We start from the raw sequence: 13,715 nt of genomic DNA, 5'->3' as shown, positions 1-13,715 counted from the left end.
AAACAATAATAGGTTAAGCAGTCTTTTCCCATTTTTCATGATAGTAAAGCGGACTTTAGTATTTATAAATTATATACTTATGCACTTTACTTTGTGTGATAATAAAAAATAATTGATTTTTTTTTGATATGTATTGGGAAATATAAAAAGTGCTGTTAATTTTGCATCCCACAAACGAAGCATTCCTCAGTAGCTCAGCTGGTTAGAGCACCTGACTGTTAATCAGGGGGTCCTAGGTTCAAGTCCTAGCTGGGGAGCAAAAAGCAAGTCGAAATCAATCGGCTTGCTTTTTTAGATACATTAAAATTAGCTTCAAAGCTCTTTGATATTTTGTATCACATAGCTCTATTCCTCAGTAGCTCAGCTGGTTAGAGCACCTGACTGTTAATCAGGGGGTCCTAGGTTCAAGTCCTAGCTGGGGAGCAAAAAGCAAGTCGAAATTAATCGGCTTGCTTTTTTTGTTTATACGCTTTTGCCAGTTTTTATGCATGTTGTACATGCCGGCCTTGCTGATTGTTTCTTCCCCAAGTAGTAAATATTACCCGAATAATCCTATGCCTTCCTCTTCATACCTTGGGTAAGCTAACTTTAGCTGAGCTGCTCAAAGTGAAAAAGAGGATCGTGTGTTGATTTCACAGTATTTAGTTGGGAAATTCGAATAGGGTATTTTTTGATCTTGATTTTCACCAAAAATATATTGGTTATAGCTAACTTGTCCGAGCCAGTTATTATACTAGAAAACAGGTATAGTTTTAATAGGTATATCACTATAAATAGAATCAAAAAAGTTATTGTAAAGAAATGGATTACAAAGCATTAGACAGTCGCTACGAGCAAATGAGTTATAGGAAATGTGGGAAGTGGGGCTTAAGGCTTCCCGCAGTTTCGTTGGGGCTTTGGCATAACTTCGGCGGGGTGGACGTCTTTGAGGATGGTAGGGCTATGTGTCGCCGGGCTTTTGATATAGGCATTACGCATTTCGACCTTGCCAATAATTATGGTCCGCCTGCAGGATCTGCCGAGGAGAATTTTGGTAAGATCATGGAGCAGGATTTAAAGCCTTATCGTGATGAAATGATCATCTCGACAAAAGCAGGTTATTATATGTGGCCAGGACCTTATGGCGAATGGGGAAGTCGCAAAAACTTGTTGGCAAGCCTTGATCAAAGCTTGAAAAGGATGAAGCTGGAGTATGTTGATATTTTTTATCACCATCGCCCAGACCCTGATACGCCGCTAGAGGAGACTATGATGGCTCTCGATCATGCTGTGAGGCAGGGAAAGGCGTTGTATGTTGGCGTCTCGAATTATCCGGCGCCACTGGCAGCCGAAGCCTCAAAAATTTTGAAAGAACTTGGTACCCCTTGCTTGATTCACCAACCTAAATATTCTATGTTCGAAAGGTGGGTGGAAGATGGCTTACTCGATACTTTGGAACAAGAGGGAATAGGTTGCATTCCTTTTTCTCCGCTAGCTCAAGGGCTTTTGACCAATAAGTACCTGAATGGAATTCCCGAAGGCTCGAGAGCAAGTAAGTCATGGAGTTTTTTGAAGCCTGAGCAAGTAGCTCCGGCGTTGGGAAAAGTGAAAAAACTGAATGAAATAGCGCTGGAAAGAGGGCAATCTTTGGCACAAATGGCGCTGGCTTGGATTCTGAAAGACCCAAGGGTTACGTCTGTCCTTGTAGGAGCTAGTTCTGTGCAGCAGCTAGACAATAGTGTAGCCGCATTGAAAAACTTGCAGTTTGACCAAGAAGAACTGGATGCTATTGAATCGATCTTAGCTGGATAACACTTGGTTTCTTTATAAGATATTTAAACCGTAAAGGGGCATTGTTTTTGCACCTCCCTTATTTTTATACTACAAAAAGAGAGAGGTGTACCTTCCCCTATTTCTTCTTGTCAAACCCCGATTTACTACCTCAAGTAGTTTGGTCACTTTTTCTAGAGGTCTCCAATTCTTAAAAACGAATGCCAGACAAGCCACGAATAAAATATGGGATATTTTATAGGTTCATCTATTGATAATATGGCATAGATAGTTTAGTTTTGCTTTTATTTAAAATTAATCTAAATAAACTATGAGTAGATCCGCTGCAAATTTAAAAATAGGCGAATCTGGCATCGTATCAGATTTTTTAGAAGAGGGCACTGCTGCCAAACTGATAGAAATGGGCCTTTTGCCGGGAAGTAGACTGAGGCTTATCCGCACTGCACCACTAGGGTCTCCTTTGTATATAAAGCTGGACAACAGTAGTGTTGCGCTCAGAAAAGACGAGGCTGCTCATATTTTGCTAACTTAAAAACAAACACATTCGGGAATGCCATTGACGAAAGAGTTGGATGTGGTGTTGGTGGGCAACCCCAATTCTGGAAAAACATCCTTGTTCAACCGCCTTACGGGGCTCAACCAACAGGTAGGGAACTTCCCTGGCGTAACCGTTGATAAGAAATCTGGGTCTTGCTCGCTGCCCAACAGCGCAAAAGCTAAGATTACTGATTTGCCTGGGGCGTATAGCCTTTATCCTAATTCTGAGGACGAGAAAATAGTCCTTCAGCAGCTTTTCCAAGCTGAGGGAGACCGACTTCCCGATGCCGTTATTTACACCGCAGATGCTACCAATTTAGAACGCCATTTCCTCTTGCTTACCCAAGTGATAGACCTAGGGCTGCCCGTTATTTTGGCTATCAATATGCTAGATGTGGCTAATAAAGACGGGATGCTTATTGATGGAGAATATATTCAGCAGCAGTTGGGAATAAAAGTGGTGAGGATCAACGCTAGGACGGGAGAAGGGGTTGGCGAATTAAAACAAGAATTGCTTGAAGTAAAAAAATCCAACACGGGTTTTATAGATATAGAGGAAATAGCAGGAGAAACAATCTCTGCGGTGCAAGATAAATTTGCTTATACTACCCGGTATAAAGCATTGCTTGCAGCCCATCATGGAACAACTCTAAAATGCTTTTCGGAGGAAGAAATAGGTTTTTTAGAGCAGGTTTCCAAAAAATCAGGCTTCAACAGCATAAGGGCGCAGGTAACGGAGACACTCAACCGTTTCAAGAAAATCCAGCTGATAGTAGCAGAGGCTGTCAAGAAAAGTAGGGGTGAGGAGGAGCATTCTCTTACCGACAAGGTTGATTCCTTACTTACCCACAAAGTAATAGGTACAGTTATTTTTGGGGCATTGTTGTTCCTTGTCTTCCAAGCCATTTTTGCTTGGGCTAGTGTACCCATGGACCTGATAGACGAAGGTACAGTTGCGCTAAGCGAGTGGGTACAAAATACGTTGCCCGACAGCATGTTCACCTCGCTGTTGGTCGATGGAATTATTGCTGGTTTGGGAGGGATCATTATTTTTGTTCCTCAAATCACCATCCTGTTTTTGCTTATTTCTTTGCTAGAAGAAGTTGGCTATATGTCGAGGGCAGTGTTCCTTTCCGATGGGCTTATGCGCCGCTTTGGGTTGAATGGAAGAAGTATAATTGCCCTCATTTCAGGAGCGGCTTGTGCCATTCCAGCTGTGATGTCTACCCGGACCATCAGTAATTACAAGGAGAGGTTGATCACCATAATGGTCACTCCATTGATAAGTTGCTCGGCTCGTATTCCTGTTTATGCCCTTTTGGTAGCCTTCGTAGTTCCGGAAGATTCATCCGTATGGATTTTTAATAGTCAGGGCCTCGTGGTGATGGGGTTGTATGCTTTAGGTACGGGCTCGGCAATTTTTGCTGCTTGGGTTATGAAGCAAATTGTGAAAACGGAAGAAAGCAGTTTCTTTGTTATGGAGCTTCCTGCTTACAAAATGCCGCATTGGAAAAACGTGTTCCTCACTGTTTTTGAGAAAGTAAAAGTTTTTGTGTTTGAAGCAGGAAAAATCATTTTTGTCATCTCTATTATTCTTTGGTTTGCCGCTTCTTTTGGTCCTGCCGATAGTATGGAACAAGCAGAAGCCCAAGCTCAGATAGCCCTAGAAGAAGGGACGGTTAGCCAAGAGGATTACTCAAACGTATTGGCTTCGAAAAAGCTGGAAGCATCTTATGCAGGGGTGTTTGGGAAGTTTATTGAGCCAGCTATTCGCCCCTTAGGTTTCGACTGGAAAGTAGGAATTGCCCTTGTTACTTCATTTGCGGCAAGAGAGGTGTTTGTGGGTACTATGGCGACCATTTACAGCGTAGGCTCAGACGAAGAGGAAAAACCTATTTTGGATAAAATGCGAAGCGAAGTCCGTCCCGATGGCAGCAAAGTTTACACTCGGGCATCGGCACTTTCCTTATTGGTGTTTTATGTATTTGCAATGCAGTGTATGAGTACGCTTGCTATTGTAAAAAGGGAAACTAAAAGCTGGAAATGGCCAACGATCCAGTTGGTATATATGACCGCTCTCGCTTATTTTTCCAGCCTTATCGTGTTTCAGCTTTTTAGCTAGAGAAAATGAGCTGAAATTACTCTTCCAGCTCTTTCTGTAACCTTTTTGGCATACCCGAAACTACTAAGTTGTAGGAGTGAAACACCCATTCCCGCAGTTCTTTGTCGTTCATATCACCATTGATAGTGATGGTGTTCCAATGCTTCTTGTTCATGTGGTACCCAGGTTTAACGGCATCGTATTGTTCACGAAGTTCAATCGCTTTTTCAGGGTCACATTTCAAGTTAACACTTTCAAAATCGGTAATATCTGTAAGGGCAAACATCTTTCCCATCACTTTAAACACCAATGTGTTTGGGCCAAAAGGCGTGTCTTCTGTTACCTTTTTGAGAGAGAGGCAGTAGTTTCTAAAATCTTCTATGTGCATGTTTTTATGAACTTGGCTTTTGAAAGGATTTGTTTTGCATTTAAACAATTTCAATATAGCCAAACGAATGGTGTTGTGCCAATTACTTTTGAACCATATAAAAAATAATTTCTGTTGTTATGAACCAGAGCCTTGTAAATATTGCCCTTGTGGTAGATGATTATGACAAAGCCATTCAGTTTTATACCGAAACCTTAGGTTTTGAATTGGTAGAAGATAGTGATTTGGGAGAGGGAAAAAGATGGGTGCTGGTGCGCCCAAAAGGAGAGGGGAGTTGCCGTATTTTATTGGCAAAGGCTAGCGGTGAAAAGCAAGAAAAAAGTATAGGAAACCAAACGGGTGGGAGAGTGTTCCTTTTTCTGCATACCGATGATTTTTGGCAGGATTACCATGCCTATACTTCAAAAGGGGTAAAGTTTGTAAGAGAACCAGCCGAGGAGGCTTATGGGATAGTTTCTGTATTTGAAGATTGCTACGGGAACTTGTGGGACTTGATAGAGCCGAAGGGGTAAAAAAATACCCTCTGGGCTAGCAAATCCAAGAGGGTAAAATGTTTTTTCTGGGTAATGCTTAGTTTAGCAAAGCCCAAGCTATAGCGATAATACCTACGATGAAACAGTAGATGGCGAAGAAAGAAAGCTTTCCTTTTTTTACAATTCCTATCATCCACGTACAAGCTGCCAAGCCTATTATGAAAGCAGTGATAAACCCGATGCTCAGAACTGTTATATCTACGGTGTGCGCTGCTTCGTCTTCAAAGAAATCTTTTAATTCGAGCATAGTTGCGCCAATGATAGGGAGCAACACCATAAGGAATGAAAAACGAGCTACTTTGGCTTTGTCTACGCCAATGAGCAAGCCTGTGCCAATGGTAGCGCCCGAGCGGGAGATACCGGGTAAAATAGCAATTGCTTGTGCTATACCTATGATTATAGCCTCTTTGTACCCTACCGGTTTTCCGCTTCTTCCTTTGGTGTAGTGCGTCATCAAAAGTAAGAAGCCTGTAACCAGAAGCATGGCTCCTACAAGTAGTACATTTCCTTCGAAAAGTGCCTCTGCTTCATTTTTGAAAAGGATTCCAACTACTCCGACTGGAACTGCCGAAATCAAAATCTTAGCAACAAATTGAGTTGATTCGTTCCACTCGAACTTAAATAGCTCCCGTATGATTTCCCAAATATCTTTTCTGAAAACCACAATGGTACTTAGGGCTGTAGCTGCATGGAGCACAAGGGAAAAAAGAAGCCCAGCTTCTATCTCTTGACCGAGGATCACCTTTCCAAGTTCGAGGTGTCCACTGCTACTCACAGGCAAAAACTCAGTCAGTCCTTGGATAACTCCAAGGATTATAGCGTCAATAATGCTCATTGTTAAAAAGAGAGGTTTATGTGCTTAAAAAGAGTGAATAAGTGATAAGATAGGGTGAGTTATTCTTTGTTTTTATCAACCGGATGGTTGGCGCCTTTGTAAAGAATAGCGTAAAACTCCACCACAAATCCTGCGATGAGTAGAAGTGGACCAAGGGTAAGGCCTAAAAAGCCAAAGCCATGAAGCTCTCCATCTAATGACATGACGATAAACCCAAGAGCCAAAATGACCATACCGATCAGCATTAATACATAATTTCCTTTGTTGAACGCTAGGTTGTTTTCTGTTTCTTTCATCCTTTGTACTTTTTGAATAAATAGGTTAATAAGCTATTAGTTTCTTATGATGTTTGGATTCAATCATATTGCTGCAATAATACAAGTAATTAAGTTCAATATAAAGCCATGTGCAGTCCTTGTAAGGGGTGTAAATGTGAAAGATTCTTAATTTTCCCCTCTTAATACAATTCGTCGAGCTTCATGTTGAGGTAACGACCTAGAGCATTGAGGCAACTAAAAAAGCTGATTACGCCACCTAGTACAATCAAAAGGCTCAAAATAATCAGAATTCCCCATAGGTTGTGGATTTGATCGAGGCCATCTATAAGGGAGTTGCCTAAAAAAAGGATAACCAAAAGAAGGGCAGATGCCATCATTCCGCTGATTAAACCTTGAAAAATAGCTGTTTTTAAAAATGGTTTTTTTATAAACCAAGAAGTAGCTCCTACCAGTTGCATACTCCTGATCAAAAATCGTTGTGAAAAAAGAGCCAGTTTGATAGCATTGTTGATGAGAATCACCACTGTAATTTGTAAAATGATGATGAAGAATAAGATGATCCCTCCCACTTTTTGCAGGTTTTGGTAAATTTCTTCTACCTGGCCTATGGCAAAAGAAACTTCAAATACATAGGGCATATCTTCAAGTCTTTCCTTCACCTGTGCTAGTTCTTCACTGCTCCTAAATCCTTCATCTATTTGTAACTGAAAAGCATTTCTAAGTGGGTTTTCACCCAAAAAGGCCATGAAGTCCTTTCCAGTTTCTTCAATCATTTTTTGCGCTGCGTCCTCTTTGGGCACAAACACTACCGACTCCCCCCCATCTTTTTTCTTCACAAACTCTTGTGTTTCTAGCAGGTTTTTGAGTTCGGCTACTTGCGTACTGTCAATGTTTCTTTGCAAAAAAATCTGTATTTCCAATTGTCGGAGCTTCGAGGTGAGGGAGTTGCCGTAAAGTACCATCAACCCAAAAAGGCCAACCATAAAAAGTGCTGATGTAATACTAAATACAACATTTACAAATGGGTAACTTCCCAGTCTCTTTTTAGCTTTTGCCGCCATCTACTATTTAAGTGATTGAATGAAATTTATTGTCCAAATTGTATTGGAAGGGCAAAGATATGGATTTAGATGATTAGTACTCTGTAAACTAAATAACCGAGTGTTTTTATTATGCTAATTTTTCCACTCTTTAAATATTGCTAACGGTTTCTAGTTACTAGTTTTAACAAATGTGATTGTAGTTTTTGTTTTTATAAGGCATTGGCATATAGTATCTTATGTTTTAAAAAAAAGAAAAATAATTTTACTTTTAATTTAAAAAAACTAGCAACGGGTAGCCGCAGCGGCGGATCGTCAGCAACAATCAATTATGCCTATAAACCAACAAAAACTTTGTGAAAAAACACAAAAAATCAGTTTACAATGTATTAGTAGCTAGTTCCTTACATCCAAGCCCCAGTTTAGCTTGTTGCGGAGCGTGTCCAAAAAGTTGTCTTCAAAAAGTTTGATCAAACTTACTTCAAAGTCACATTTCCTTACCGCCAGCTGCATGTTTACATCTACTTTTCTTGAGCGGGAATCAAGGGAGACCAAGAAGTTTTTGCTCCGGGCCTCAATGGCAAAAGAAATAACAGAATCGTCGGAAACGATCAACGGTCTCACACTCAAATTATGAGGGCTTACAGGGGAAATGATAAAGTTACTTGATGTGGGAATGACCACTGGACCACCTACGCTGAGAGAGTACCCAGTAGAACCTGTTGGCGTGGCAATTATCAACCCATCGGACCAGTAAGAAGTAAGGTAAACACCATCTATGTACGTATGAATCACGATCATGGATGAACTGTCTCGCTTTAAGATCGTGAATTCGTTAAGACCAAAATTCAGCCCATCAAAAATATCATCCTCCGCTTCTACTTTGATGAGCGACCTCCGCTCTTTAGAATAGTACCCTTTCAAAATAGCATCGAGTGCTTCCTTTACCTTATCCTTTGAAATTGTAGCCAAAAAACCTAATCTGCCAGTGTTTATGCCAGCTATAGGTATGTTGGTGTCTTTCACATAAGTAACCGACTCTAGGAATGTTCCATCACCACCTATGCTTATAAAATAATCTGCTCCAGCAAGGTCATTTGTACGAGAGAAGACTTTATAATCGCCTATTTCCCAACCTACTTGTGTAATGAAATGATGAAGGTATTCGGATATAAGCAGAGATACATCTCGCTTACTCAATTCATCCAATACCATTTTTATCACTTCCGACTTCGGCTGCTCAAATGTTTTGCTATGGACTGCGATTTTGTACAAGATAGAATGTTGGCTAAGTTTTTCTGTACAGTAGTGTACAATATGAAGGAGTAAAACTAAGAATTTTTGCCTAAAGATATCCTATAATGGCTGTCATCAAAAAAATGGCAAAAAAATAGGGAGAAGAAATTCTCCCTATTTTTTAGATTTCTAAATATTTTAACAATAAATCTATCCGATGAGATTCGTAATCTTTGGTCTGTTCATCGGCATATTTTGCTACTACATTGTATTCAAACCGCTCAAAAGTAGCAATGATGCGGGTAAGATCGAACGTATTGAACTGAAGCGTTACGAACAAATTAGTTTGGTCAACTTCATCTAACTCTACAAAGCAGCTAATGATTTTTGCCTCGTTTGACTCTACCAAGCGGCTTATTTCCGTGAGGGAATAATCAATTCCGCGTACCGAAAGTACTATTAAAGCGCCACCTGTAGGGTGTACGGAAAACTTGCGAGCAAATTCTAAGGCTGAATTTTTGAGGTTGATAGCTCCAATGAACTCATCCTCATCATCTACAACCGATGCAATGTCTTGATTTGAATCAATTGCTGCTTTTAAGACTTCAAAGAAGTGATAGCTTTCCCCTACCATTATGCCAGGGTTTTGTGCGGCATAGCCGGCAATTTCAGACGATTCGTCTAGCAACTCTAGCGATCTCTCCGAAAGCACTCCTACATATTTACCGTTCAGCACTACAGGTAGGTGGCTATGTTTGAACTCAGCCATCATGTCGAGTGATGCGGCAACAGTATCGGTAGTTTTTAAAACTGGAATGGATGCATCTATCAAGTTGCTTGCTATCATATCTTTTTTAGTTTAAGCAGCAGTATACTCTCCAGACAACTATCTGGAGACATCAGACACTATTCGTTCATATCAGCACTTTTGTTTTCTCAAGGAATTCTTCAAATAATTTGTTGAACACTTCAGAATGTTCCATCATGGGCACATGGCCACATTTGTCAATAAAATGGAGTTCAGTGTTCGGTATAAGCCTGTCGAATTCATGTGCTACCATTGGTGGGGTGATCGTGTCATTCAATCCCCATATCAACAACGTTGGAACATGTATATTCTTGATATCCTCGGCCATATTATGACGCTGGGCCGAGCGTGCCATGGCTACAATCCTCATACATTTTGGAATGCTTTTGGTCACTTCAAACACTTCGTCGACCAGCTCTTTGGTTGCAACTTCAGGATCATAAAAGGTATAAGCAACTTTCGTTTTTACAAACTCATAACTACCTCTTTTTGGATAAGAGCCACCCATGGTGTTTTCAAACAACCCTGAGCTGCCTGTCAAAAGCAGGCGGTTCACTTTTTCCTGATGTCTTAGCGTGTAAATTAACGCCACGTGACCTCCTAAAGAATTTCCAATCAATGTCACATCGTTGAACCCTTTGTAGTCGAAGAATTTTGAGATAAACTCAACCAAGCCTTCGAGCCCGGCTTCTTTCAGGGGCATGTCATAGATAGGCATCATTGGGATGACAACCCTATATTTCTGTGAAAAATGGCTGATTACGGTTTCCCAGTTGCTGAGTGCACCAAAAAGACCATGTAATAGGATGAGTACTTCTCCCTCACCTTCATCCAAAAATTTAAATCCGTTCTCTTCTTTTATATTAAACTTCATAAGCCTGTTAGTTTCAAACTATTAAACAAACATACCACAATAATCAAAATTGTACAAAAAGGCATTGAGCACAAAATGCTAGTCCGATCTAGAGAAGGTAGGTTCTGCCACAGGCAAAAATGTGTTTCATTATTAATAACACTCCTTGTCCTGTAAGGTTCATTTACCTAATTAAGAGGTATAGTACTATTGTTGAGTTGTCTAGTAATTTTAAAGCTGCAAATTTAACTAGTAAAAAGGCCAAAATTGAATGTACGCTTTAATGTTTTTCTCAAACTGTGTAAAACACTTGTTTTCCTACTCTTTACTTATGGGCTAGCGCTCTTTTAAATTAGCCTTCCTTTTGTTCTTAAAAAAGTAAACCGAGTAAATGTTCGTTTACCCGGTTTTTATAAAAATATAATGATTTATTCAAGTTAGGTAGCCAGATGCTAAGCTTGCCACTGCGATTATATTATAAATCTCGCATTTCGGGTGGCTGGCCAGTTGCTTCCAGTACGTTCCACCATAACTCTCCTGCCAAGTCTATTTTTTTTCTCTCTTTCACTGCTACGGGAATAGGTAAGTAAACGAACTGATTGTTCCACCTACTTGCTACGAAACCTGTTTTGCCAGCCATAGCTCCGTGTACTGCATTTAGTGCTAACCTGCTACAGAAAACACTATCACTCGCATTTGCAGGGGCGCTTCTAATGATATAGCTAGGATCGATGTACTTGACAGTTACATCCTCTCCTTTAAAGTAATCGTTGATTTTATTTTTGAGGTAAATCCCAATGTCATCGTACCTCACGTTGCCCGAAGCATCAGTTTGCTTTTCTTTTTCATCTTCAAAAAAGTACTGTCCTGCGCCTTCGGCCACCACTATAAGTGCATGATGTCTTTTGTCCAAGCGCTTGCGGAGCGATTCCAAAAAACCATTTTTCCCATACAGATCAAACCTGATTTCTGGTACGAGTACAAAATTCACATCTGGCATAGAGAGGGCGGCATGTGCGGCAATGAAGCCTGAGTCGCGACCCATAAGTTTTACAATTGCAATGCCGTTATAAGCTCCTTTAGCCTCGTTGTGGGCATCTCGGATAATTGGGTTGGCCATGGTAAAGGCAGTTTCAAACCCAAAAGACTTTTCCACCAAGTTGATGTCGTTATCTATTGTTTTTGGTATCCCAACTACCGATATTTTCAAGCCTCTCTTTTCTATCTCATCGCTAATGGCTTGCGCGCCTTTGAGCGTGCCGTCACCGCCTATGGTGAAGAGGATATTGATGTTATTCCTAACGAGGGCATCTACTATTTCCCCTACATCCTGTTGTCCTCTTGAAGAAGCTAAAACAGATCCCCCAAATTGATGGATTTGACCTACATTTTGAGGTGTGAGCTCTATGAACGGAATGTTGAATTTTGGGATAAATCCTTGATAACCATATCGAACACCCACTACATTCGTGACTTTGTAGCGATAATACAGCCCCATTACGATGCTCCTGATCACGTTATTGATGCCAGGGCACAAACCGCCGCAAGTCACAATGGCGGCTTTGGTTTTAGATGGGTCGAAAAACAAGTTTTCTCTTGGTCCCGCTTTTTCAAAGGCTATCAAGTCTTGCTTTTGCCCTTTTTCAGAATTTTTGTAGGTCACATTATAAAGCACCTTTAGGTCGTCTGAAATGAAATCAAACATGCGCTCACCTTTTTCCTTGGCAAGACCCAACGGCGACTTTACAGTGCATTCCCCAAGGGTTTTTACTTCAAAATCCTTAGCTTTCATAAGCATAAATTAGTTTTTGGTGGTCAGATTTATCACCTGATAGAGGTATGGTTTAATAATTGAACAAGAGCATTGTTGAAAATACCCACGTAAAAATAGCTTTTCAGCCTATGAACAGCAATTTCATCAGTCAGCTTTTTGGGAAATGAAAAGAAGATCTGAGTTCTTGCTGCTAAAAACTATGGTTAGTTATTGTATATCAGTTGTTTATGAAGAGTATGATTTTTATCAGAGAAGAGAGGGTTAGATATGACGATATTCAAAAAGCAAGTTAGTGCTTAAAATTTATCACTTTCTGACAAAACCTTTTCCGCTGACTTTGGCGAGATGAAATTTTTGTTGAGGGCATCGTCCACCATTTCATCTATAGAGCGAGCCAGTATCATTTCCACGCCATATTCCTTGAGGCGCTGAATCACCGTGAGGACATTGCTCGACCTTTTGGGGTTGCCGATGTCGCGGATATAAATAGCCTTTACCTGATGAGGGTGTTTCATCACCACTTCTTCGTAGATCAGCGCATCGTGTTGGCCGCTATCCCCAATCAAAATAAAGGGAAGGTCCGGATACATAGTCAGGACTCGGTCTATCTTATTTAACTTGTGCTGGTGGCTTCCACTTCCCGCCCTCCAAAACTTAAAAATGCTGAATTCCATGTCCCTCAGCATGAAAACACCTCTAGGGATGTTCCAATGTTCGCAAAAGTCCCGCAGCATTTCATACAGGTTCCATTCGCTACTCGAAACATAAAAAAAAGGGTTGTTTGCTTCTCCATTTACCCCGTTTTTCAGGGCTCTATAAAAAGAAGGTACGCCCTTTAGTGGCTTGCGTGTAAGGGCATTTTTCAGTGCCATCAATCGCACTTTTTTGAGTTTTAGCGTTGAATGTGATTCCAGAAACGTATCGTCCACGTCGGAAATGATTCCAAACTGGCTTTGGGAGTTAGGGAAAAGGACTTCGGCATTTAGCATACCTTGCATGGTATTCACCTTTCCATCTACCGAAAGTGCATAGGTTACATTTTGCCAGATGGTAGTTTCATCCTGTTCTTGTTCTGGGAAATAATAAATTTCAAAAAATCCTTCCTCATCCGTCACGGTTTCCAGCACTTTTCCTTCAAACAGCACCTTTACTTCCACATCTGGCCAGCCGGGGCTTTTGTAGCGCTTCAGCATGGAAAGAAGGTTTCGAAAACGACTGTCTTTAAATTTAGGACTGGGAATCCCATAGTTTTCCACCACTCGCCCCCTAAAGAATACGATATCCTTATTGCCAAAACTGCGGTAAGGAACCAGCAGAGGCGTGCCATCCCAGCCAATTGCTTTTTTGATAAGATATTTGAGGGTTTTGATTGGGTAATAGATAGCACGACGGAGTACCCTCCATAGCCTATTTCTTAATAGAAGATATTTTAAAATACCCCAAAAATTTCCTTGATTTTGTCTTGATCCCACCTTGAATTAGCTCAATTCCTAAAAACAATCTCCATCCATAAAAATACTAAATTGGGGCACAGATTGTTTGCTTTTACTATTTAAGGATTT

Annotated in this window: 13 protein-coding genes and 2 tRNA genes; 6 read left to right on the top strand and 9 right to left on the bottom strand. The window is 40.7% G+C overall.

Features of this window, described 5'->3' with window-relative positions; translation table 11 throughout:
* Window positions 1-183: 183 nt before the first annotated feature.
* The 5 genes from R9C00_20870 to feoB all read left to right on the top strand — a co-directional run bounded on the left by R9C00_20870 (window position 184) and on the right by feoB (window position 4,429).
* Window positions 184-257, top strand: a tRNA-Asn gene (locus tag R9C00_20870).
* Window positions 258-349: 92 nt separating this feature from the next.
* Window positions 350-423: transfer RNA gene (locus R9C00_20865), tRNA-Asn, on the top strand.
* Between the two features lie 378 nt (window positions 424-801).
* Window positions 802-1,791: an L-glyceraldehyde 3-phosphate reductase gene (gene mgrA / locus R9C00_20860; protein WPO34154.1), complete on the top strand. Its 990-nt coding sequence runs from the start codon at window positions 802-804 to the stop codon at window positions 1,789-1,791.
* Window positions 1,792-2,080: 289 nt separating this feature from the next.
* Complete coding sequence (locus R9C00_20855) at window positions 2,081-2,302, top strand: FeoA family protein (protein WPO34153.1); 222 nt, start codon at window positions 2,081-2,083, stop codon at window positions 2,300-2,302.
* Between the two features lie 18 nt (window positions 2,303-2,320).
* Window positions 2,321-4,429: a ferrous iron transport protein B gene (feoB, locus tag R9C00_20850; GenBank protein ID WPO34152.1), complete on the top strand. Its 2,109-nt coding sequence runs from the start codon at window positions 2,321-2,323 to the stop codon at window positions 4,427-4,429.
* Window positions 4,430-4,445: 16 nt separating this feature from the next.
* Here feoB and R9C00_20845 read toward each other — a convergent pair whose 3' ends face one another.
* Window positions 4,446-4,796, bottom strand: a complete 351-nt coding sequence (locus R9C00_20845; GenBank protein WPO34151.1) for an MmcQ/YjbR family DNA-binding protein — start codon at window positions 4,794-4,796, stop codon at window positions 4,446-4,448.
* Window positions 4,797-4,915: 119 nt separating this feature from the next.
* Here R9C00_20845 and R9C00_20840 point away from each other — a divergent pair, with 119 nt between their 5' ends.
* Complete coding sequence (locus tag R9C00_20840) at window positions 4,916-5,308, top strand: VOC family protein (GenBank protein WPO34150.1); 393 nt, start codon at window positions 4,916-4,918, stop codon at window positions 5,306-5,308.
* A 58-nt stretch (window positions 5,309-5,366) separates the two neighbouring features.
* Here R9C00_20840 and R9C00_20835 read toward each other — a convergent pair whose 3' ends face one another.
* The 8 genes from R9C00_20835 to R9C00_20800 all read right to left on the bottom strand — a co-directional run bounded on the left by R9C00_20835 (window position 5,367) and on the right by R9C00_20800 (window position 13,625).
* Entirely contained in the window at window positions 5,367-6,164 is a 798-nt protein-coding gene (locus R9C00_20835) for an undecaprenyl-diphosphate phosphatase (protein WPO34149.1), read from the bottom strand.
* A gap of 59 nt (window positions 6,165-6,223) precedes the next feature.
* Entirely contained in the window at window positions 6,224-6,460 is a 237-nt protein-coding gene (locus tag R9C00_20830; GenBank protein WPO34148.1) for a DUF3098 domain-containing protein, read from the bottom strand.
* 161 nt (window positions 6,461-6,621) lie between these two features.
* Window positions 6,622-7,503, bottom strand: coding sequence for a permease-like cell division protein FtsX (locus tag R9C00_20825; protein ID WPO34147.1), 882 nt, complete (start codon window positions 7,501-7,503; stop codon window positions 6,622-6,624).
* 375 nt (window positions 7,504-7,878) lie between these two features.
* Window positions 7,879-8,757, bottom strand: a complete 879-nt coding sequence (locus R9C00_20820) for an NAD kinase (protein ID WPO34146.1) — start codon at window positions 8,755-8,757, stop codon at window positions 7,879-7,881.
* Window positions 8,758-8,899: 142 nt separating this feature from the next.
* Window positions 8,900-9,565 carry a CBS domain-containing protein gene (locus R9C00_20815; GenBank protein WPO34145.1) on the bottom strand — a complete coding sequence of 222 codons (666 nt, stop codon included), beginning with the start codon at window positions 9,563-9,565 and terminating at the stop codon, window positions 8,900-8,902.
* 67 nt (window positions 9,566-9,632) lie between these two features.
* Complete coding sequence (locus tag R9C00_20810) at window positions 9,633-10,400, bottom strand: alpha/beta hydrolase (GenBank protein ID WPO34144.1); 768 nt, start codon at window positions 10,398-10,400, stop codon at window positions 9,633-9,635.
* 454 nt (window positions 10,401-10,854) lie between these two features.
* Window positions 10,855-12,171: an ATP-dependent 6-phosphofructokinase gene (locus R9C00_20805; GenBank protein ID WPO34143.1), complete on the bottom strand. Its 1,317-nt coding sequence runs from the start codon at window positions 12,169-12,171 to the stop codon at window positions 10,855-10,857.
* Window positions 12,172-12,449: 278 nt separating this feature from the next.
* Window positions 12,450-13,625 (bottom strand): App1 family protein, encoded by a 1,176-nt coding sequence (locus tag R9C00_20800; GenBank protein ID WPO34142.1) that lies wholly within the window; start codon window positions 13,623-13,625, stop codon window positions 12,450-12,452.
* Window positions 13,626-13,715: the final 90 nt, after the last annotated feature.

The organism is Flammeovirgaceae bacterium SG7u.111 (assembly GCA_034044135.1).
Lineage (GTDB): Bacteria > Bacteroidota > Bacteroidia > Cytophagales > Flammeovirgaceae.
The sequence above is the reverse complement of the archived record's forward strand: the minus strand, read 5'-3'. Positions and strand labels throughout refer to the sequence as shown.

Excerpts from the sequence above, each read along its gene's own strand:
- R9C00_20855 (WPO34153.1), top strand. The coding sequence starts at position 2,081 with ATGAGTAGATCCGCTGCAAATTTAAAAATAGGCGAATCTGGCATCGTA.
- R9C00_20805 (WPO34143.1), bottom strand. The coding sequence starts at position 12,171 with ATGAAAGCTAAGGATTTTGAAGTAAAAACCCTTGGGGAATGCACTGTA.
- R9C00_20840 (WPO34150.1), top strand. The coding sequence starts at position 4,916 with ATGAACCAGAGCCTTGTAAATATTGCCCTTGTGGTAGATGATTATGAC.
- R9C00_20815 (WPO34145.1), bottom strand. The coding sequence starts at position 9,565 with ATGATAGCAAGCAACTTGATAGATGCATCCATTCCAGTTTTAAAAACT.
- R9C00_20830 (WPO34148.1), bottom strand. The coding sequence starts at position 6,460 with ATGAAAGAAACAGAAAACAACCTAGCGTTCAACAAAGGAAATTATGTA.
- R9C00_20825 (WPO34147.1), bottom strand. The coding sequence starts at position 7,503 with ATGGCGGCAAAAGCTAAAAAGAGACTGGGAAGTTACCCATTTGTAAAT.
- R9C00_20835 (WPO34149.1), bottom strand. The coding sequence starts at position 6,164 with ATGAGCATTATTGACGCTATAATCCTTGGAGTTATCCAAGGACTGACT.
- R9C00_20845 (WPO34151.1), bottom strand. The coding sequence starts at position 4,796 with ATGCACATAGAAGATTTTAGAAACTACTGCCTCTCTCTCAAAAAGGTA.
- mgrA (WPO34154.1), top strand. The coding sequence starts at position 802 with ATGGATTACAAAGCATTAGACAGTCGCTACGAGCAAATGAGTTATAGG.
- R9C00_20810 (WPO34144.1), bottom strand. The coding sequence starts at position 10,400 with ATGAAGTTTAATATAAAAGAAGAGAACGGATTTAAATTTTTGGATGAA.
- feoB (WPO34152.1), top strand. The coding sequence starts at position 2,321 with ATGCCATTGACGAAAGAGTTGGATGTGGTGTTGGTGGGCAACCCCAAT.